This is a genomic window from Massilia sp. Root133, from assembly GCF_001426525.1.
Lineage (GTDB): Bacteria > Pseudomonadota > Gammaproteobacteria > Burkholderiales > Burkholderiaceae_D > Telluria > Telluria orientalis.
In genome coordinates this window covers 396,439-416,574 of record NZ_LMEW01000023.1, presented here as the reverse complement: position 1 = coordinate 416,574, position 20,136 = coordinate 396,439, and the positions used below count along the sequence as shown (strand labels likewise).

General features: G+C 67.7%; 18 protein-coding genes. 9 read left to right on the top strand and 9 right to left on the bottom strand.

All coding sequences use genetic code 11. The features are described 5' to 3' along the window. Positions 1–44 precede the first annotated feature (44 nt). Positions 45–851 carry a helix-turn-helix domain-containing protein gene (locus ASD28_RS17660; protein ID WP_056130770.1) on the top strand — a complete coding sequence of 269 codons (807 nt, stop codon included), beginning with the start codon at positions 45–47 and terminating at the stop codon, positions 849–851. A 6-nt stretch (positions 852–857) separates the two neighbouring features. Here ASD28_RS17660 and ASD28_RS17655 read toward each other — a convergent pair whose 3' ends face one another. The 4 genes from ASD28_RS17655 to ASD28_RS17640 form a co-directional block, all read right to left on the bottom strand. Continuing rightward, positions 858–1,694 (bottom strand): HDOD domain-containing protein, encoded by an 837-nt coding sequence (locus ASD28_RS17655; RefSeq protein ID WP_056130767.1) that lies wholly within the window; start codon positions 1,692–1,694, stop codon positions 858–860. A 129-nt stretch (positions 1,695–1,823) separates the two neighbouring features. Then, a complete protein-coding gene (locus ASD28_RS32470) occupies positions 1,824–2,855 on the bottom strand; it encodes a BON domain-containing protein (protein ID WP_056130764.1) in 1,032 nt (343 codons plus the stop codon). 84 nt (positions 2,856–2,939) lie between these two features. Further along, on the bottom strand, positions 2,940–3,629 hold the full coding sequence (locus ASD28_RS17645) for a hypothetical protein (RefSeq protein WP_056130761.1): 690 nt from the start codon (positions 3,627–3,629) through the stop codon (positions 2,940–2,942). A 106-nt stretch (positions 3,630–3,735) separates the two neighbouring features. Continuing rightward, entirely contained in the window at positions 3,736–4,695 is a 960-nt protein-coding gene (locus ASD28_RS17640) for an AraC family transcriptional regulator (RefSeq protein ID WP_229412039.1), read from the bottom strand. A gap of 77 nt (positions 4,696–4,772) precedes the next feature. Here ASD28_RS17640 and ASD28_RS17635 point away from each other — a divergent pair, with 77 nt between their 5' ends. Both ASD28_RS17635 and ASD28_RS17630 read left to right on the top strand, forming a co-directional pair. Beyond that, entirely contained in the window at positions 4,773–5,990 is a 1,218-nt protein-coding gene (locus ASD28_RS17635; protein ID WP_056130755.1) for an MFS transporter, read from the top strand. A gap of 10 nt (positions 5,991–6,000) precedes the next feature. After that, positions 6,001–7,008 carry an NADP-dependent oxidoreductase gene (locus ASD28_RS17630; RefSeq protein WP_156650912.1) on the top strand — a complete coding sequence of 336 codons (1,008 nt, stop codon included), beginning with the start codon at positions 6,001–6,003 and terminating at the stop codon, positions 7,006–7,008. Here ASD28_RS17630 and ASD28_RS33205 read toward each other — a convergent pair whose 3' ends face one another. The 5 genes from ASD28_RS33205 to ASD28_RS17605 form a co-directional block, all read right to left on the bottom strand. Then, positions 7,009–8,649 carry a methyl-accepting chemotaxis protein gene (locus tag ASD28_RS33205; protein ID WP_056130749.1) on the bottom strand — a complete coding sequence of 547 codons (1,641 nt, stop codon included), beginning with the start codon at positions 8,647–8,649 and terminating at the stop codon, positions 7,009–7,011. Between the two features lie 232 nt (positions 8,650–8,881). Beyond that, positions 8,882–10,594 carry a DNA mismatch repair protein MutT gene (locus ASD28_RS17620; protein WP_056130746.1) on the bottom strand — a complete coding sequence of 571 codons (1,713 nt, stop codon included), beginning with the start codon at positions 10,592–10,594 and terminating at the stop codon, positions 8,882–8,884. A 155-nt stretch (positions 10,595–10,749) separates the two neighbouring features. After that, entirely contained in the window at positions 10,750–12,204 is a 1,455-nt protein-coding gene (locus tag ASD28_RS17615) for an efflux transporter outer membrane subunit (protein WP_056130741.1), read from the bottom strand. 20 nt (positions 12,205–12,224) lie between these two features. Beyond that, positions 12,225–13,835, bottom strand: coding sequence for a DHA2 family efflux MFS transporter permease subunit (locus ASD28_RS17610; RefSeq protein ID WP_156403706.1), 1,611 nt, complete (start codon positions 13,833–13,835; stop codon positions 12,225–12,227). 13 nt (positions 13,836–13,848) lie between these two features. Continuing rightward, positions 13,849–14,973, bottom strand: a complete 1,125-nt coding sequence (locus ASD28_RS17605) for an HlyD family secretion protein (RefSeq protein WP_056130738.1) — start codon at positions 14,971–14,973, stop codon at positions 13,849–13,851. Between the two features lie 124 nt (positions 14,974–15,097). Here ASD28_RS17605 and ASD28_RS17600 point away from each other — a divergent pair, with 124 nt between their 5' ends. The 6 genes from ASD28_RS17600 to ASD28_RS17575 all read left to right on the top strand — a co-directional run bounded on the left by ASD28_RS17600 (position 15,098) and on the right by ASD28_RS17575 (position 20,097). Continuing rightward, positions 15,098–15,751, top strand: a complete 654-nt coding sequence (locus ASD28_RS17600; protein ID WP_056130938.1) for a TetR/AcrR family transcriptional regulator — start codon at positions 15,098–15,100, stop codon at positions 15,749–15,751. A gap of 134 nt (positions 15,752–15,885) precedes the next feature. Further along, positions 15,886–16,071, top strand: a complete 186-nt coding sequence (locus tag ASD28_RS31900; protein WP_056130735.1) for a hypothetical protein — start codon at positions 15,886–15,888, stop codon at positions 16,069–16,071. Between the two features lie 175 nt (positions 16,072–16,246). Then, the gene (locus ASD28_RS31895; protein WP_056130733.1) at positions 16,247–16,654 is read left to right on the top strand and encodes a DUF2141 domain-containing protein; all 408 of its coding nucleotides are present in this window, start codon (positions 16,247–16,249) and stop codon (positions 16,652–16,654) included. A gap of 9 nt (positions 16,655–16,663) precedes the next feature. Continuing rightward, the gene (locus ASD28_RS17585; RefSeq protein ID WP_056130730.1) at positions 16,664–18,157 is read left to right on the top strand and encodes a carotenoid oxygenase family protein; all 1,494 of its coding nucleotides are present in this window, start codon (positions 16,664–16,666) and stop codon (positions 18,155–18,157) included. A gap of 12 nt (positions 18,158–18,169) precedes the next feature. Beyond that, positions 18,170–19,279: a sensor histidine kinase gene (locus ASD28_RS17580; RefSeq protein WP_056130726.1), complete on the top strand. Its 1,110-nt coding sequence runs from the start codon at positions 18,170–18,172 to the stop codon at positions 19,277–19,279. 62 nt (positions 19,280–19,341) lie between these two features. After that, complete coding sequence (locus ASD28_RS17575) at positions 19,342–20,097, top strand: LytTR family DNA-binding domain-containing protein (protein ID WP_056130723.1); 756 nt, start codon at positions 19,342–19,344, stop codon at positions 20,095–20,097. Positions 20,098–20,136: the final 39 nt, after the last annotated feature.

Below are 20,136 nucleotides of genomic sequence, written 5' to 3'. Positions count from 1 at the left end.
GGACGTCATGGCCCGGCGCCGCGCGGCCGGGTTATCATCGGCGGATGACGCCTCTCGACCTCGCCCCCGTCCCCGTCGGCCTGCTCCTGCGCGAATGGCGCGCGGCGCGGCGCCTGAGCCAGCTCGACCTGTCGCTGGACGCGAACATCTCCGCCCGCCACCTCAGCTGCATCGAAACGGGCAAGGCGCAGCCCAGCAGGACGCTGCTGATGCGCCTGGCCGACGTGCTGGACATGCCGCTGCGCGAACGTAACGCGCTGCTGCGCGCGGGCGGTTATGCGCCGAGTTATCCGGAGACGGGGCTCGACACGCCGGCCATGGGCCGCATCAACCAGGCGATCGATTTCATCCTGCGCCAGCAGGAACCGTATCCCGCGTTCCTCATGAACCGGCACTGGGACATCCTCGCGACGAACCAGGCGGCGCAGCGCGTGAACGGTTTCGTGCTCGACGGGCGGGCGAGCAGGCACGCGAACATGCTGCGCGCCGTGTTCGATCCGGACGACCTGCGGGGCGCGCTTGCGAACTGGGACGACGTGGGCGGCACGCTGATCGGCCATCTGCACGCGCTGGTCGCGGGGTCGCCGACCGATACGAAGGCGCGGGCGCTGCTGGACGAGATCCTCGCGTATCCGAACGTGCCGTCGCGCTGGCGGTTGCGCGACCTCGATACGCCGCCTGCGCCGCTGCTGACGACGGAATTCCGTCACCGCGGGGTGACGCTGAGCTTCTTTTCGACGATCACGACATTCGGCACGCCGCGCGACATCACCATCGACGGGCTGCACATCGAATCGTGCTTTCCGATGGACGAGGCGACGGCGCAGTTCTGCCGCCAGCTCGGCGGCTGAAATCCGTCAGACGAGCAGCGCGCCGCCCATCGACGCGGCGATCTCCGACGCTTCCTCGATCATGCGATGGAGGGTCTCCTCGTCCAGCAGGTAGTCGAGCGCGCTCTCGCTGTGTTCGGGCAAGGGGGCGCGCGCCGTGCCGAGCGGCGACGGCACGCTGGCGTACATGTTCGCCAGCAGCAGCGTGTCGAGCAGCGAAGCGGGCGGCATGTGCAGCCAGGCGCCGCGCAGCTCGAAGATCGCCTCGGCGACCGGCTCGGGCAGCGCCAGCTTGCGCGCCACTTCGCGCGTGACGACGTCCTCGCACAGCTCGGCCCATTTTTCCGGATCGTCATCCAGCAAGCCCGGGAAGCCGTCGGCGCGCGACAGCAGGTAAAAGCCGCCGACCTCGTGGACGATGCCGGCGAACATCGCCGTGTCCGGATTGACGAAGGTGACGTGACGCGCGAACACATGGGCCAGCGCGGCCACCTGCACCGTGTGTTCCCACAGCTGCTCGGCCTTGGCGCGCAGGTCCGGATCCTCGATGCGGGCGCCGAACTGGCGCACGACGAGGCTCGCGACGAGCGTCTGCAGGTTGCGGTAGCCGACCCGCGTCACGGCCGAGCGCACGTTGGTGACGGGGCGCCCGCTCGTGTTGAACGTCGACGAATTGGCCAGCGCCACCGTGCGCGCCGCCAGCTGCGGCTCGCCCAGCACGAGGCGGATCGCGTCCTCGAGGTGGCAATCGGGGTCGTTGAGCGCGTGCTGCAGGCGCAGCACCGCGTTCACGCTGGTCGGGAAGGAAATCTCACCGCGCGCCGCCTGGGCGGCGATGGTTCCAAAAGCTTCGAGTCTGTTCACGGCCGCGATTATACCGTGCCCTATCCAACGTAAATGCGTTTCCGGCGGCTTCGTGACAACTTGTGGTAGATCAGCAAAAAAAACAGCCCGCCAACTTCGGCGGGCCGCAGGGGGCAGACAGCGGATGGCTTATTTGACCTTGATGGCGCTCTTGACGCTGGATACGCCGTCGACGCCCTTCGCGACTTTCACGGCTTTGTCGGCCTCGTCCTTCGAATTCACGAAGCCGCTGAGCATCACGACGCCCTTTTCCGTCTCGACATGGATGCCGAGCGAATCGAGGTTCGGTTCCTTGACGAGGCCGGCCTTCACCTTGGTGGTGATGGCGGTGTCGGACGCAGCGATGCGGGTCTTGCCGGCGGTGTCGCGGGTCTTGTCGGCGGTGGTGTCGCCCGCACGGTCCATCGCGTTGTCGGTCTTCCGGGCGACGGCCGAACCGGCCTCCTTCGTCTTCTCGACGGCCGAGTGCGCCACTTCCTTCGTCTTTTCAGCAACTGTCACGGCCGCGGCCTTCACTTTGTCGCCCGCGGTCGCGGCAGTGTCGCGCGTCTTTGATGCCGCATCGGCGGCATTCTCGCGCACGGCCGACGGTTTCGTTTCAACGAGGCAACCCGTCTTCGCATCGGCGCCCATCTGCGCGCACTTGTCGACGGCGGCCGCCTTGGCCGGGTCGCGCGTGTCGGTGCTGGTCACGAGGCCACCGCCGGAAGCCTGGTTGCCGCCGCCGCTGGCGCCGCTGCTCATCGTGCCTGCGCGGTCGGCCTTGGCGTCGGCCAGCGCGGCCGTGTGCACGGATTTCGCGTTATCCATGCAGCTGTCCTTGTCGGCGCCGCTCTTCGCGTCGCACTTGGCCTTGGCCAGGTCGTACTCGGCGTCGGCGACGTTGGTGCGCGTGCGGGCGCGGCCGGCTGCCGTGTTGTTGTACTTGGACAGTGCATCGGCCTCGGTGCGGGTGCGCGCCAGCCGGGCTTCGGCCATGCAGACGTCCTTGTCGCTGCCGCTCCGGGCGTCGCATTTCGCTGCCGCCGTCCGGTATTCCGATTCCGCCTTCTGCGTGAGATTACGGTAGGTCTGCGGGTCGTGGTTGAGTGCCGCAGTCGGTGCCGCGGCGAAGCTCGCGCCTGCAGCCGACGCGAGCAAGGTCGCAATCAGCGTTTTCATGGTCTTGTCCCTGTGTTGTTTGTTGTGACAGCCAGATTTAACGCCCGCACGCCAGGGACCTCTGTGCGGCAACGAACGCTAGTCTCAATCGTCGCTCAGCAGCCCCTCGCGCCACAACGGCGCCGCGTCCTCGAACGGCTTGCCGGCACTGCCGAAGCGGGCGCCGTCGCGCGCGAGGCGTACCCACGCGCGGGTGTCGTGGCCGTTGCGCGCGACCGGCTGGTCGTGCCGGAGCTTTTCCAGCCACGCGTAGATGCGGCCGTAGTCGCCGGGGTGGCGATCGTGCGTCCAGGCCAGCGCCACCAGGTCGGCATAGCCTTCCTCGCGGCGGGTTTCGCGCATCGCCTTCGACGCCGCCAGCAGCGACGGATCGTCCGCCGTCTCCTCGTTCACCTCGACGAAGCCGGCCGGCAGCGCATGCCACGCGCCCTGCGCATAGCGCCAGCAATGGCCGATCTCGTGGGCCGCCATCGCCTCGATCAATTCGCCCTGCTCGGCCGCCGGCACGCCTTCCAGCTGGCGCTCGGCATCCGGATTGCCGCGCAGCGACAGCACGAGCTTGCAGCGGCCGCCCGCGAATCCCATCGCCATCGGCACGTCGTTCGGACCGGCCTGCGGCTGGACGACGACATCGATGGGCAGGCTCAGGCTGCGCGAGTACGCGAGGACGGGGAGCGCGGCGCCGAGCCAGCGCTGCTCCAGCGGCGTGAGGTCGGCGGCGGCGGCGGGAAGGGTTGCGCACAGCAGGGCTGCGGCGAGGACGGCTTTGGACATGGAGGACTTCCCGTTGGATATTTAAAATGCCTAACGGCAATTTTAAATCCGGTTGAAGCCCCTTTTTCAGCAATATTTTTGCGCCTGTTTAAAAGCGTAATCTTGCCTATCCGGCCACGCGCGCCTCGCTGGGCGGATGCCCGATGACGCGTTTGAAAGCACGGCTGAACGACGCCTCGGAGTCGTAGCCGAGCCGGTTCGCGACGGTCGCCACGCGCATGCCGTCGCGGGCGATCCAGTGCCGCGCCTGGAACATCTTGACCTTGGCAACGTACTTGGCCGGAGTTTCGCCGACGGCGCTGGAAAACTTGTCGATGAAGCTGGACCGCGACGCGCCCATCACGCCGGCCAGTTCGCTCACCGACCAGTCGCGCTCCGGCTGGCGGTGGATCGCCGCCAGCACGCGCCCGACCTGCGGACAGCGCACGGCCGCGATCCATCCGCTCGCATCGCTGCACGCGCATTCGACCCACGCGCGGATGATGCTGGCGGCCAGCACGTCCGCCAGCCGCGCCAGGATGCCGCAGGCGCCGATGCGATCGAGGGCGACTTCGCGCTCCATCGCTTCCAGCATCGCATGCACGGCCGGGTCGCGCTGGCCCAGGTCGGCGGCGCGCATCGCCTCCGGCATCATCGCCAGCAGCGGGTGCAGCGGGTCGAGATTGAAGCGCATCGCCCCGCAGAACAGGACCTGCTCCGCCGCCGCGTCCTGCGGACCGGCGCCGCTCACCAGGTACAGGTTCTCCGACACGGCCTTGCGCGCCAGCGAGTCGATCTCCACCGCCGGCAGGTCCGGACTGCTGGCCATCACGTGCGCCGTGCCATGCGGCAGCAGCACGGCGTCGCCGGGATTCAGCTGCAGCCATCCCTTCGTGGCCGTGTGCATCCAGCAGCTGCCCTGCGCGACGAAGTGGAAGCTTGCCTCCCGCTTGGCGGGGAACGAGACGGCCCACGGTTCGCGCATCACGCAGCGGCCGTATTCGACGCCGTCGAGGCGTAGCCCGAGGAGGATTTCGGTCAGGGCGTCCTGGCCGGTCTTCGGATCCTTGTTTGGACGAATGGTCATGAGATTCGGATTGAATGGCATGGAAAGTCCAGAATCTTAACCCTACACTGCCATCTCCACAACATCCCGAGGTATCCATGAACGAATCCACCTGCATCGACGCAGACGCACATGTCACACCGCCGCGCATCACGGCCCAGGCGCAAGACGCGAACTGGGGCGGTATCGCCAGCCTGGCGCTGGGCGTGTTCGGCCTCGTGACGGCCGAGTTCCTGCCGGCCAGCCTGCTGACGGCGATGGCCGCCGACCTCGGCGTCTCGGACGGCGCCGCCGGCCAGGCCGTCACCGCCACCGCGGCGGTGGGCGCCGCGGCCGCGCTGACCATCCCCGTCCTCACGCGGAATCTCGACCGCAAGCGGGTGATCCTCGCGCTGACGTCGCTGCTGGTGCTGTCCAACGTGCTCGCCGCGACGGCGCACAGCCTGCCGGTACTGATCGCGGCGCGGGCGCTGCTGGGCATTGGCCTCGGCGGCTTCTGGTCGATGGCCGCCGCGCTCGCGATGCGCCTCGTCCCGGAGCATTTGTTTGCGCGGGCGATGTCGCTCATCCTCACCGGCGTGTCCGTCGCCACCGTGTGCGCGGCGCCGATCGGCGCGTACATGGGCGACTTGTGGGGCTGGCGCAGCGCCTTCGTGGCCGCCGGCGTCGTCAGCGTCGTCACCCTGGGCGCGCAATGCCTCACCGTTCCCGCGCTGCCGCCGAAGGACAACCCGAACGTCAAAGTCCTGTTCGAACTGCTGGGCCGGACCAACGTGCGCGTCGCCCTGCTCGCCGTGCTGCTCGTGATTTCCGGGCACTTCGCCGGCTTCACCTACATCCGCCCGTTCATGGAACAGGTCACGCACCTGTCGGTCAGCACGATCTCCGCCGCCCTGCTGGCCTACGGCATCGCAGGCTTCTTCGGCAATATCGCCGGCGGCTTCCTGGCCGAGCGCAGCGAGCGCCTCGCCATCGTCGCGGGCGCCGCCCTGATCGCGCTGCTGGCCGCCACGCTGTGGGTCGCCGGCACGTCGGCCCCCGTGACCATCGCGGCGATCGCGGCATGGGGCTTCGCGTTCGGCGCCTTCCCGATCGGCTTCCAGACCTGGATCGTGCGCGCCGCGCCCGACCAGGCCGAGGGCGCGGGCGGGCTGCTCGTCGCCGCATTCCAGATCGCCATCGCCAGCGGCGCCGTCGGCGGCGGCATCCTCGTCGACAGGATCGGCGCGCCGGGCGGCCCCATCTTCGCCACCGTCGCGCTCACGCTCGGCGCATTGCTCGTCGTGCGCTACGGTCCGCGCCCCGCGTCCAATTAAGGAGACCACCATGACGAATCGCCGTATCGTCCTTGCCGCCCATCCGCAAGGCGTTCCGACCCCGACGGATTTCCGTCTCGAGGACACGCCGGTCCCGGTGCCGCAGGACGGCCAGGTGCTGCTGCGCACCGAATGGCTGTCGCTCGACCCGTACATGCGCAACCTGATGGAACAGGTCGGCCCCGGCTACGCCGATCCCGTGCCGCTGGGCGCGACGATGGTTGGGGGCACGATCAGCCGCGTGGTCGAGTCGCGCCATCCAGGTTTCCGGGCGGGCGACCTCGTCGTCGGCGCCGCCGGCTGGCAGGAGTACGCGCTGTCGGACGGCAGCGGCCTGATGCCCGTGGGCGACCTGGCGCGCCCGTCGCTGGCGCTGGGCACGCTCGGCATGCCCGGCTTCACGGCGTACGTCGGGCTGCTCGACATCGGCATGCCGCAGCCCGGCGAGACCGTGGTCGTCGCGGCGGCCACCGGTGCCGTCGGATCGGTGGTGGGCCAGATCGCGCAGATCAAGGGCGCGCGCGTCGTCGGCATCGCCGGTGGTCCGGACAAATGCCGGTACGCGGTGGAAGAACTGGGATTCGATGCGTGCGTGGACCATCGCGATCCGCGCTTCGCCGGGCTGCTCGCGGCCGCGTGCCCGGACGGCATCGACGTGTATTTCGAGAACGTGGGCGGCGCCGTGTTCGATGCCGTGCAGCCGCTGTTGAACGTGAACGCGCGCGTGCCCGTGTGCGGCTTCATCTCGCACTACAACGGCGGCGTTGCCGAAGGCCCGGACCGTCTTGCGATGTGGATGGCGACCCTGCTGTCGAAACGCATCCGCATGCAGGGTTTCATCATCCTGGACCACTACGGGACGCGCTTCGACGCCTTCCGCGACGACATGGCCGGCTGGCTGGCGGCCGGCAGGATCAAGGTGAAGGAAGACGTCGTCGACGGGCTGGATAACGCCCCCGCCGCGTTCATCGGCCTGCTGCAGAGGCGGAACTTCGGGAAGCTCGTGGTACGGCTTTGATCACACGGCCGCGATACGCCGCTGGCGCGCGGCCGGCACGACGGCCACGCTTGCAGACGGCCGCGCCGCCTGCGCATCCAGCTTGAAAATGCTGACGAGGCGCGCGAGGTTCGCGGCTTCGTCCTGCAGCGCGGACGCCGCCGCGCCGGCCTGTTCGACGAGCGCCGCGTTCTGCTGTGTCGCTTCGTCCATCTGGCCGATGGCGCGGTTGACCTGTTCGATGCCGGCGCTCTGCTCCTGGCTCGCATGGCTGATCTCGGCCATGATGTCCGTCACGCGCTTGACGCTCGTGACGATCTCTTCCATCGTGCTGCCCGCCTCGTCGACGAGCTTGGCGCCGTCGTCGACCTTGGCGACCGAATCGCTGATCAGCGTCTTGATTTCCTTCGCGGCCGCGGCCGAACGTTGCGCCAGGCTGCGCACCTCGCCCGCGACGACGGCGAAGCCCCGTCCCTGCTCGCCCGCACGGGCCGCCTCGACGGCAGCGTTCAGCGCGAGGATATTGGTCTGGAACGCGATGCCGTCGATGACGCTGATGATCTCGGCGATCTGCTTCGACGAGTCGTTGATCGACGCCATCGTCTGCACGACCTGCGCCACGACGGCGCCGCCGCGCTGGGCCACGCTCGATGCCGACTCGGCGAGGGTGTTCGCCTGGCGCGCGTTGTCCGCGTTCTGGCGCACGGTGCCCGTCAACTCTTCCATCGACGACGCCGTCTCTTCCAGGGTGCCCGCCTGGCGCTCGCTGCGCTCGGACAGGTCCTGGTTGCCGGCCGCGATTTCCGTCGACGCATTGGCGATCGTGAGCGTGCCCGCGCGCACCTGGCTGACGATATTCACGAGGCTGTCGCGCATGCCCTTCATCGCGTACAGCAGGCTGGAACGATCCTCGGCCCGCGTCTCGATCGGTACGGACAGGTCGCCGGCCGCGATGGCGCCCGCGATCCCGACGGCGTAGTCCGGCTGGCCGCCCAGCTGGCGCAGCAGGCCGTGGCTGATGAACCAGGCCGCGGCCGCGCCGGCGGCGGCGGCGACGGCGAGGATCGCGAGCATCCAGGCAAAGAAACTGTGCGACAGCGCGCGCGCCTGCGCGGCCGCGTCGTTGTTCAGCTTTTCCTCCAGGTCGATGAGGCGGTTGACGCTGGCGAGCCAGTCGACGAAAGCGGGGCCGGCCTGCTTGTCCAGCAATGCCGTCGCTTCGGCCGTATTGTCGGCCTGGCGCAGGGCGATGAGTTGCGCGATCAGCGGCTGCGTGCGGCGCTCGACGTCCTTGATGGCGGCCAGCGCCTGCTTTTCCTCCGGCAGGATGTCGCTGCGCGCCGCGAACAGCCCGTCGAGCGGCGCGGCCGAGCGCTGGTAGTCGTCGTCCAGTTTCTTGATCAGGTCGGCGTGGCGCTGGGCCGTCGGGGCCGTGGAAGCCAGCACGACGTCGCGGATGGCGATCGAGCGGTCGTGCACGCTGCCGCGGAAATTGATCGCATAGCGTTGCTTGACGCTGTTGACGTCGTTGATGCGGATGAGGATATCGTCGATCTGGCCGACACGGTGGATGGCGAGGCCGGCCAGCACCGCCATGAGGGCGAGGACGCTGCCGAAACCATAAGCCAGTCGTTTGCCGATCGTGAGTCCAGTAATTGTCATTGTGTGCTCGCGTGATGGGATCGGAATAAATATTTCCAATAGGAAACGATTCCAAATATAGCACACAAATGCCAAATTTGATGTTGGGGCAGGTCTAATACCTGCCCTTTGGCAGGGTTTTATTGCCGAAAATAGCGACGTCGTTCCCGCGAAGGCGGGAACCCATACTGAGTATCCTGTTCGGCTCAGTATGGATTCCCGCTTGCGCGGGGATGACGGTATGACGGTGTAATCAGCGGTACGCGGGCACCAGCTTCGCCGCCGTCGCGAACGCCGGCCGGATATCGTTCGGCACGGCCTTCATCTTGTCCAGCGCCTTCTGCACGTCCGGACGAATGACGACGTAGCGCTTCATCAGATCCTGCGCGCGGGCATAATCGCCGGTGGCTTCGATCGTCAGGAACTCGCGGTCGAGATCCGCCACCGCACCCTTGATCTTCGCGAAGTCGACGGAGAACGTGCCGTCGCCGTGCGACACGAAGCCGCCCTTGTCGAGCAGGTAGTTCATCTGGATGGCCATGCCGCGCGCGTGCGAATCCGTCAGGCCGAAGTGCAGGGTGCGGAATGCCGATGCGAGGTAGGTGTTGTACAGCTTGCGCTCGGCCGCCGTGCCCTGCCCCAGCGACGCCTTCAGCTGACCCTTGTCCATCATATAGGTGAGCGCCCACAGGCCGGTGACGTCGGCCTTCGCTTCCTCGATGGTCGAGTAGGCATCCTTCAGGTCCTGGCGCGGCGTGGACGGCTGGCCGTTCTGCGTCGTCGCGTGCGGGCCCAGGCCGTGCATGATCTCGTGCGCGAGGATGTGCGTGAAGAACGAGTCGAAATCGAGATCCTTCTGGTCGGCCGGACGCAGCACGAGCTTCGAGATCGGCGTCAGGGTCGCCTCGAACTTGGCTTCCTGGACGTTTTTCAGCATCACGCGCTTGGAGCCGCGCTGGCGGATGATGCGCTCGTCGTTCGGCAGGTTGTAGGCGGCCGTCTGCACGCCCATGTTGCCATCGCCGGCGCCGTAGACCTGGTTCACGACGACCATCGGCGCGATCGCCCCGACCTTCGGATTGCGGTATCTGGCATCGAGCGGCAGGTTGTTTTCCAGCTCCTGCATGTGCTTGCCGAAGAAGTTCAGCTTCTCCGTCTCCTTCTGGTCGCGCACGTTCACATACGCTTCGAACGCGGCCTTGTAGCCGAACAGTTCGTCGTTGTACGTCTCGTACGGGCCGATGGTGACGTCGACCGGGGAATCCAGGTCCATCCACGCGAAGTCGGAGGCGAGGTAGTCGTTCGACAGGAAGGCGTCGGCGCGCAGGTCCAGGAATTTTTTCAGCGACGCGTTATCGGTGGCGCTCGCGGCCTCCTTCAGCAGCCTGGACAGCTTCTGCAGCTCGGTGCGGTACTCGTCCGAGTATTTTACGATCGTGAATTTGCCGGCCTTGTCCTTGCGGATCACGGTGAAGAACCACTGCGCCTGTTCCTTGTCGGCGGCCGGCAGGCCGTTCATCCACGTCTCGAGTTCCTGCTTGCTCGCGCCTTCCGGATAAAAGTTCGCGCCGGCCGGCTTCTCGGCGGGGATCTTGATGCCGGCGTATTCCGCGGGCATGAAGGATGCGTTACCGTCGATGATCGACCACGGGCCCTTGTTCAGCCAGAAGTAGTCGCGGCGGGCCTTGCCCAGCGGCGTGGCGTCCTTGTGCAGCGCGGCCCACAGCGCCTCGTTGCCGGACCAGCGCTGGCGCAGCTGCAGCGTGTCGACGATTTTCGCCGCTTCGATCAGCTTGGCGATGGCGACGCGGTCGCCGGCGGACAGCCTGGCCGTATCGGCCGTCAGGTCGACGGGGGCGAAGCGCCTGGCCATCGTCTGCAGTTGCGGGGCGGTGGCGGGGGCGGCATGGGCAGTGGCGCACAGGGTCGCTGCGGCCAGGGCCAGGGGGGCGAGGAGGTGCTTCATCGGGGTCCCTTGTGAGGTTGGCAATCGGGGGATTGTAATCCTGTTCAAGGGAAATTGGGGGCTAATGCCGGGGGCCCTAGCCCGCCTTCGCAGGGACGACGAATTTATACGTTGCGTATGAATCGTCGCCCCCGCGCAGGCGGGGGCCCAAGTTGTCAGCGAGCCGCTACCGTAGCTTCAGCCTTACCCTGCTCCCACCCGCCACCCAGCGCCCGCGCCACCGACACCGCAGCCAGCAAGCGCTGCGTACGGATCTGCGCGGCCGCACGGTCCGCAGCCAGCGCGGAACGCTGGGCATCGGTAACGTCCAGGTACGTCGACACGCCGCGGTCGAAGCGCGCCTGCGCCACCAGCACGGCGCGCGCGGCGGCCTGCTGCGCCTGCACCTGCACGTCGCCCTGCTTCTGGCGCTGCTGCACGTCCGACAGCGCATCCTCCACGTCGCGCAGCGCCGTCAGCAGGCGGCCTTCGTGGTTCGCAACGGCTTCGTCGTAGCGCGCCCTGGCCAGCTTCACGTTGGCCTCGATGCGGCCGCCCTCGAACACCGGCAGCGACAGCGCGAGCGGTCCGAACGAGAACTGGCGCGCGCTGCCCTTGGCCAGGTTGCTCAGCGTCTCGGACGCATAGCCGAAATTCCCGGTCAGCGACAGGCTCGGGTAGTACGCGCCTTCGGCCACGCCCACCTGCGCATTGAACGCCTTCAGGGTGGCGACGCTCGCGGCGAGGTCCGGCCGCTGGCCCAGCAGGCTCGCCGGCAGGCCGACGGGGATCGCGGGCGGCTGCGGCAGCGCGGTGCCCGCGGCCGGAGCCACGATAGCCTCGCTCGGCGATGCGCCCACCAGCACGGCCAGCGCGTGTTCCAGCGTGTTGCGCTGGCGCTGGGCTTCCTGGATGTCCGCCTCGGCGTTCGCGCGCTCGATGCGGGTGCGCGAGACATCGAGCTCGTTCGACAGGCCCGCGTTGAAGCGCGCCTCGATCAGCTGCTGCGATTCGCGCCGCGTGGCCAGCGCATCGTTCAGGATGGCGATATCGGCATCGAGGCCGCGCAGCTGCCAGTACGTCGTCGCGACCTGGCCGGACAGCATCAGCATGACGCCGTCGCGGTCGTCCTGCGCGGCCAGCGCCTGGGCGTCGGCCGCTTCCACGGCGCGGCGCACGCGGCCCCACAGATCCAGCTCGTACGAGAAATTGGCGCCGACGCTGAATTCGTTGCCCTTGATCGAACGGCCGCCGAACGTCACGCCCATCGGCGTTTCGGCCGACGTGCGCGAGTTCGATACGCCGGCGGAGACGCCGACGGTGGGCAACTGGCTGGCGCGCGTCACGCCCAGCTGCGCCTGCGCCTGCACGAGGCGCTGCGCGGCCGCGCGCACGTTCGGGTTGTCGCGCAGGGCGCGTTGCTCCAGCTGGTCCAGCTCCTTGTCGCCGAACACGGTCCACCATGCGGCCGGCAGGCGTGCCGCCTGGTCCGAAGGTTCGGCCGCGGCGTGGCGGAAGGCCGGCGTATCGATGCCTTTCGGCGCGACGAAATCCTTGCCCACGGTGCCGCAGGCGGACAACAGCGCAGCCACGGCCAGCGCGACGGCAGATTTGATATAAACAGTTTTCATACTTTATCCATTTATCTGGTTCAGTGGCCACCGCCACCGCCGCCGCTGGGCGACTTGAGCTTGTCCGAGAACCACAGCGGAATGATCGCCACGAGCAGGATCATGCCGACGATGAAGAAGCCGTCGTTGTAGGCCATCACGAACGACTCGCGCCGCACGATGCGGTCGATGGCGCCGATGGCCTGCTGGGCCGCCGTCGCCGGGTCGAAGCCCTTGGCGAGGAACGATTGCGTCAGCGCGTCGAGGCGCGCCTGCGTGGCGGCGGAGACCAGCGACACCGACTCGCCCAGGCGCTCCGAATGGAAGTGCTCGCGGTTCGTGAGGGCCGTCGCCAGCAGGGCGATGCCGACCGAGCCGCCCAGGTTGCGGGTCATGTTGAACAGGCTCGATGCCGACGTCATGTCCTTCGGCGGGATGCCGGCCATGGCGAAGTTCGACAGCGTCAGCATCACGAACGGCTGGCCCAGCGCGCGGATGATCTGCGACAGCATCAGCTGGTCGTAGCCCGTGCTCGCATCCATGTACGCGTTCATCAGGCACGACACGCCGAACAGCCCGAGGCCGAACGAGCACAGGATGCGGTTGTCGATCTTCTGCGACAGGCGCGCGACGAACGGCATCACGAACAGCTGCGGCAGGCCGACCCACGCGATCACTTCACCGATCTGCATCGGCGAGTAGCCCGCGATCTGTCCCAGGAACAGCGGCAGCAGGAACGACGAGCCATACAGGCCCATGCCGATGACGGCCGACAGCACCGTCGCGACGAGGAAGTTGCGCTGGCCGTACAGGCGCAGGTTGACGAACGGCTCCGGCCGCGAAAAGCCGATCACGATCCAGCCGAGGATGCCGACCAGCGCCAGCGACGCGAACGTGATGATGAAGCCGGACTCGAACCAGTCCTTCGAATTGCCCTCTTCCAGGAAGATCGTCAGGCTCGCGAGGCCCACCGCCATGAACGCGATGCCGAGCCAGTCGGCCTTGACCAGCGCCTTCAGGTCCATGGGCTCGCGATCGATGCCCCAGTACATGCCGGCGATCAGGAGCACGCCCGGCACCCAGTTGATGTAGAAGATCGACGGCCAGCCGTACAACTCGGTCAGGTAGCCGCCCAGGGTCGGGCCCATCGCGGGCGCCAGCGTGGCGGTCAGGCCGAACATGGCCATGCCGACGGCGCGCTTGGCCGGGGGCAGGCGCGTCATCACGAGGGTCATCGCCATCGGGATCAGCGCGCCGCCCGTAAAGCCCTGCATCATGCGGAACACGATCATGCTGGACAGGCTCCAGGCCGCGCCGCACAGCGTGGAGAACCCGAGGAACAGCGCCGTCGTGAGCATCAGGTAGCGGCGCTGGCCGAGGGCGCGCACGAACAGCGCCGTCATCGGGATCACCACGATCTCGGCGCACAGGTACGCGGTCGAGATCCACGAACCCTCTTCCTGCGTGGCCGACAGGGAGCCGAGGATGTCGCGCAGCGAAGAGTTGGTGATCTGGATGTCGAGCACCGCCATGAAGGCGCCGAGCATGCCGGCCAGCACCGCGATCCAGGTGCGCGCGTCGATGTGCGCACCGTTCGCCGGGGCCCCCGCGGGCGCGTTGTGCGCCATCGGTTTGGTGATCGTCGTGGACATCACGGTTCCTCGGTTATTTGGCGGCGGACTTCTGGCGCAGGTCGATCTCGACCACGGTCGACATGCCCGGCACGAGGCGGCCCGCGTACTTCTTGAGGTCTTCCGGCGCGAACGTGATCTTCACGGGCACGCGCTGGACGATCTTGGTGAAGTTGCCGGTCGCGTTATCGGCCGGCAGCAGCGCGAACTGGTTGCCCGACGCCGGTGCGAAGCTGTCCACGCGGCCGACCAGTTCGTGCTTCGGCAGCGCGTCCACTTCGATGCTGACCTGCTGGCCCGGCACGATGCCCGGCAGCTGCGTTTCCTTGAAGTTGGCGACGACCCACACGTCGTCCTGCACGATGGCGGCCAGCTGCTGGCCCGGCTGCACGCGCGCGCCGACTTCCACGCTGCGCTTGCCGATGCGGCCGGATACCGGCGACACGATGCGGTTGTAGCCGAGCTGCTGCTGGGCGTCCTTCAACTGCGCCTCCAGCACTTTCACCTGCGCCTTGAGCACCTCGCGCGCCGACGTTGCGGCGGCGATCTGGGCCTGGGCGGCGCTGGCGTTGTCGCGGCGGGCCGTGACGTCGGCCGTGGCGCCCGCACGGGCGGCCGTGGCGGCATCGACTTCGGCTTTCGAGACGGCCTTCATCTGCGTGTTGTACAGCTGGCCGTAGCGCTCGGCGTCCTGCCTGGCGCGCACGAGGTTGGCTTGGGCCTGCACCACCTGCGCCTGCGCGGCCGAGGCCTGCGCCCTGGCCTGCTGGATCGCGGCGTCGGCCTGCACGACCTGTTGCTGCACGCTGGCGATCTGGGCCTGGATCTGCTCGACCTTCACGCCCTGGTCGGCCGGGTCCAGCTCGGCCAGCACGTCGCCGGCCTTGATGACCTGGTTATCCTCGAACAGCACCTTGGTCACGACGCCCGGGATGCGCGACGACACGGGGTGCACGTGGCCCGTGACGTAGGCATTTTCGGTCTCGACGAAGTTATGGCTGCGGTACCACATGCGGCCACCGGCGGCCAGCGCGGCGGCGGCGATCAGGCCCACCACGATCAGCACGCGCTTCGGAGGCCCCTTGGCGGCAGTGGCTGGTGCGGCCGGCGGGACGGCTGCGGCCGGCTTGTGGTCGACCGTGGTTTGCGTATCAGGCATGTGTAACTCCGAAAGAAATGAAATTAGTCCATCGCATTATTCGACAAGTTTTTGCCAAAGTCAAGAAATGAAACGGTTGCATTTCATTAGAGATTCCACTAGCATGGAGTCCATGGACAAACATATGCATGACGCATCCGAATGCCCCGGCAAGGGCGCGGGCCGGCCCAAGGCCGCCGACGTCGAGGCACGCACGCAGGAGTTGCTGCATATCGCCGGCACCCTGTTTCTCAAGAACGGCTATACGAAGACGAGCCTCGAATCGATCGCCCGCGCGGCGCACGTCGCGGTGCGTACGATCTATGTGAAATTCGGCGGCAAGGAAGGCCTGCTGGCCGCGGTGCTGGCCGCCAAGCGCCACCGCTTCTTCCGCAGCCAGCCGATGGAGACGGACACCCGTCCGCTGCGCGACATCATCGACGACTTCGCGCACCAGATGTACGCACTGATCACGTCGCAGGAAGCGATCGACCTGCAGCGCATCGTGCTGGCCGAGGCGCCGACGAATCCGGAACTGGCCGAGGCATTCTGGAACAGCGGCCCGCGCATGACGCGCGAGATGCTGGCCCGCTTTTTCGCCCGCCCGGACATCCGCGCCCAACTGCGTCCCGGCCTGCCGCTCGACCTGCTGCCCTGCCACCTGATGAGCACAATCACGGGCGAAATGTTCATGAACCTCATGCGCCCGCAGCACGTCATCGACCAGGAAAAGTCGAAGCGCGACCTCGAAGGCCGGCTCGAATTGTTCTATTACAGCATCCTGCCGCCAAGCACTTAATTCCTTTGGCAAACACAATGTGCGTCATCGCACCGACCTGATCGGTGGGAACGCCTTAGCCTGAGGTCTTTGAAGGAGGATGTCATGAACAACAATACAAATACCAGGACGGCAGTTCGCCGCAAGGAGGGTGCATGAGCAAGTCGTCCCGTTATGAATGGCGCGACCAGCAGGCCGCGCTGCACGAACGCATGAAGGGCTTCCTCGCCAACCCGAGCAATGAACAGCTCGAGGCCGTCGTCGCCGAGATGCGCGCGTATGCGGATGCCGCACAGAGCGGCAGTATCGAGATTCCGCAGGCCTGGACTGCTTACAGTTGAGTTGAACGCATGGTGGGCTCGCATTTCAAGCCCCTGGCTTGAAATGCCCCACCCTCTATTTCGCGACACCCCACCGCATTTCACACCGCTCTACTGCATCCCGTCGCATTGCGCCCATCGCGCTAACGCACCCGGATACATTGCCTCCATCACAACGACACAGATGGAGCTTCCGATGATCCGCACCGCCCTCCTCGCCCTGGCTTTCACGACCCCGCTCGCAACCGCCGCCGATCTCGTCGTCCACGTCGACAACGTCCAATCGACGTCGGGCCAGGTCATGGTCGCCCTGTACGACAACGCCGACGCCTTCCTCAAGCACCCGGTCCGCGCGGAAAAGGCGAAGGCCGACAAGGCCGGCACGACGCTCGTGTTCCACGACGTCGCACCAGGCGACTATGGTTTCGCGGTGTTCCAGGATATCAATGACAACGGCCGCATGGACCGCAACCTGATGGGCATCCCGACCGAGCCGATCGCGTTCAGCAACAACGCCCAGGGCCGCATGGGCCCGCCGGACTTCGCCGCCGTCAAGCTGGCCGTGCCGGCCGCCGGCCTGGACACTTCCGTGACCCTGCGCTGAGAGGCCGCCATGCAACGCCGCCACTTCCTCAAAGCCGGCCTCGGTGTCGCCGCCCTCGGCATCACCGGCTTCGCCCGCGCCGACGCGCGCACGACGTACCAGCGCTTCCACGCCGCCCTCGCCCGCGATGCCGAGTTGACGGTGTACGCGAACCTGGAAGGCAGCCAGCAGGGCCACGCCCACGTCGAAGGCCGGATCCCGGACGAGCTGCAAGGCACGTTCTTCCGCAACGGCCCCGGCCGCTTCGAACTGGGCGGCGAGCGTTACCACCACTGGTTCGACGGCGACGGCTACGCCCAGGCCTGGCGCATCGACGGCGGCACGGTGACGCACCAGGGCCGCTTCGTCGAGACCCGTAAATTCCTCGACGAATCCGCCGCCGGCCAGTTCCTGTATCCCGCCTTCGGCACGGACATCGCGCGGCGCGGCTTTCGCGACAACGACAGCCTGAACACGGCCAATACGAACCTGCTGCCGTTCAACGACCGCCTGTACGCGCTGTGGGAAGGCGGGTCCGCGACGGAGCTCGATCCCGCGACGCTCGCCACCATCGGCATCCACACGTGGCGCGACGACCTCGCCGCGATGCCGTTCTCCGCGCATCCGAAGATCGAGCCGGACGGCACCCTGTGGAACTTCGGCGCCCTGCCCGGCGGCGACAGGCTCGCCCTGTACCGCATCGGCGCGAACGGCCAGGTGCGGCAGGCGGGCGTGGTCGAGGTGCCGAAGCTCGCGCTGCAGCACGACTTCGCCGTCAGCGCGCGCCACCTCGTGTTCGTCGTGCCGCCGTACGACATCTCGGATGATGCCACCCTGAGCCTGGCCGACCGCCACGTGTGGGCGGGGGAAAAACGCGGCGCCCGCATCGTCGTGGTCGCCAAGGACACGCTCACGATCCGCCGCGTCTACGACCTGCCGCCGCGCATGGCGTTCCACTTCGGGAATGCGTGGGACGAGGCCGGCGGCAACGTCACGCAGGTCGACCTCGTCCTGCACGATGGCGATTTTCTGAAAGCGACAAGCCGCGTGATGGAAGGCGAACGCGAACCGAACCGGCCCGCCCTGCACGCCGCCATGCGCATCCGCCTCGATCACGCCAGCGGCAAGGTGGCGGCGACCCGCCTGCTCGACGGCGCCGAATTCCCGCGCGTGATGCCGCAGGTCGTCGCGCGGCGCCACGGCCGTCTCGCCATGCTGTCCAGCGATGCGCGGAACACGTCGCTGATGCTGGACACGGTGAACGTCGTCGACGTGGAGCGTGGCCGCACGGACAGCTGGCGCTTCGCTGCCGGCTGGCGCGCCGAGGAGCACGTGCTCGTGCCGCGCCAGGGCGCCCGGTCCGAAACGGATGGCTGGCTCGTGGGCGTCGCGCAGGACACGAACACGGCCACGAGCATTTTGACGGTGTTCGACGCGGCGCGCGTGGCCGAGGGGCCGGTGGCGCTGGCCCGGCTGCCCTATCGCACACCGCGTTGCTTCCATGGTAACTTTCTGGCTGTTTGAGACAGGAACACCATGACCACACCCGCCACGCCCTCGATGCACCCGCTGGAATCGTTCGCGCCCTTCCGGCGCTGGCGCCCTTCGCCGCTGCGCAACCTCGTCTACACGTTCGTATGGAACGGCATCATCGGCGTCGCGCTGGCGTGCGTGGCCCTGCTGTTCGGCAGCCGCGCGCCGGTCGCCACGCTGCTGACGGAAATGCTGTTCGCGTCGAACGTGATCGGCTTCCTCATCCACGGCGTGGTGCACCTGCTGCGCCGCATCGCGCCCGGACGCGACAGCGCGGCGATGCGGGCCGCCAGGGTGCTGCTGACCGCGTGTTGCGCCCTGCTCGGCCTGGCCGTCACGGACGCCGTGCTCGGTGGACGCAGCACCTTCGACGCGCTGCTGCACACGGGCCTGATGGCGCGCTACCTGCCGGGCGCCGTCGTGGTCGCGCTGCTGATGGCCGGCGTGCTCACGGCCGGCGAGCGCCGCGTCGCGCGCGAGATCGAGGCGGCGCGCCAGCAGGAGCAAATCGCCGAGGCCGCGCGCCTGCTCGCGGAAGCGCAGCTGCGCACCCTGCAGGCCCAGATCGAGCCGCACTTCCTGTACAACACGCTGGCCAACGTCGTGAGCCTGATCGGTTCCGACCCGGTCCGGGCCCGTCACATGCTCGAGCGCCTGATCGATTTCCTGCGCGCGAGCCTGTCGGCCAGCCGCGCGGAACACGCCACGCTCGGCGCCGAGATCGACCTCGCGCGCGCCTATCTCGACCTGCTGACGGTCCGCATGGGCGCCCGGCTGCGCTACCGCATCGACGTGGACGACGCCTGCCGCGCCGCCGCCATCGCGCCCATGCTGATCCAGCCGCTGGTCGAAAACGCCGTCATGCACGGCATCGAGCCGAAAGTGGATGGCGGTACGATCGTCGTGCGGGCGCGCCGGACGGAGGCGGGTTTGTGCGTGGAAGTGGCCGACGACGGGGCGGGCTTGACGACCACTGCGCCGCGCCCGGGCGGCGGCGTCGGCCTGTCGAACCTGCGCGAGCGCCTGCGCACCTTGCATGGAAATCTTGCTAAGATACAATTGCTCGAAAATCAAGACGGAGGCGTCACCTCGCGTCTGATCCTGCCCGCATAACGTTTTACCGAGGTGCCATCATCGACCCCATCCGCGCCCTGCTTGCCGACGACGAACCGCACCTGCTGGCCTACCTCGAAGAACAACTGGCCACCGCCTGGCCGGAACTGCGCATCGTCGGCCGCGCCGGCAACGGCATCGAAGCGCTGCGCCTCGTCGACGAGCTGACGCCCGACATCCTGTTCCTCGACATCCAGATGCCCGGCCTGAACGGCCTCGATCTCGCTGCCCGCCTCGTCGATGAGAAGAATGCGCCGCGCGTCGTGTTCACGACCGCGCACGAGGCGTACGCGCTGCAGGCGTTCGAGCACGCCGCGTTCGACTACCTGCTGAAACCCATTCGCCTGGAGCGGCTGCAGCGGACGGTCGTACGGTTGAAGGAAACGCTGTCCGCCCCCGCGCCCGCGGCGCCGTCCGCCGACATGCTGGCCGGCCTGCTGCGCCAGCTCGGCATGGCGCCCGCCGCGCCCGCAGCCGCGCCGGCGCAGGCCGCGCCGCTGCAGTGGATCCGCGCCGCGCAAGGCCAGGAGACGCGGCTGATCGCCATCGACGAAGTCATCTACTTCCAGAGCAACGACAAGTACACGAGCGTGTTCGTGGCCGACGGCGAGCACCTGATCCGCACGCCGATGCGCCAGCTGCGCGACCAGCTCGACCCGCAGCAGTTCTGGCAGATCCACCGCGGCGTGATCGTCGCCGCGCGCCACGTGGCCGGCACGCGCACGGACTTCCGCGGCCGGCTACTGGTCAAACTGAAGGGCCGCGACGAACAACTGGTCGTCAGCCGCAACTACGCCGACCTGTTCCGCCAGATGTAAATCCCACATTGCGAAAAGGCCTTTCACGATCTGCTTCGC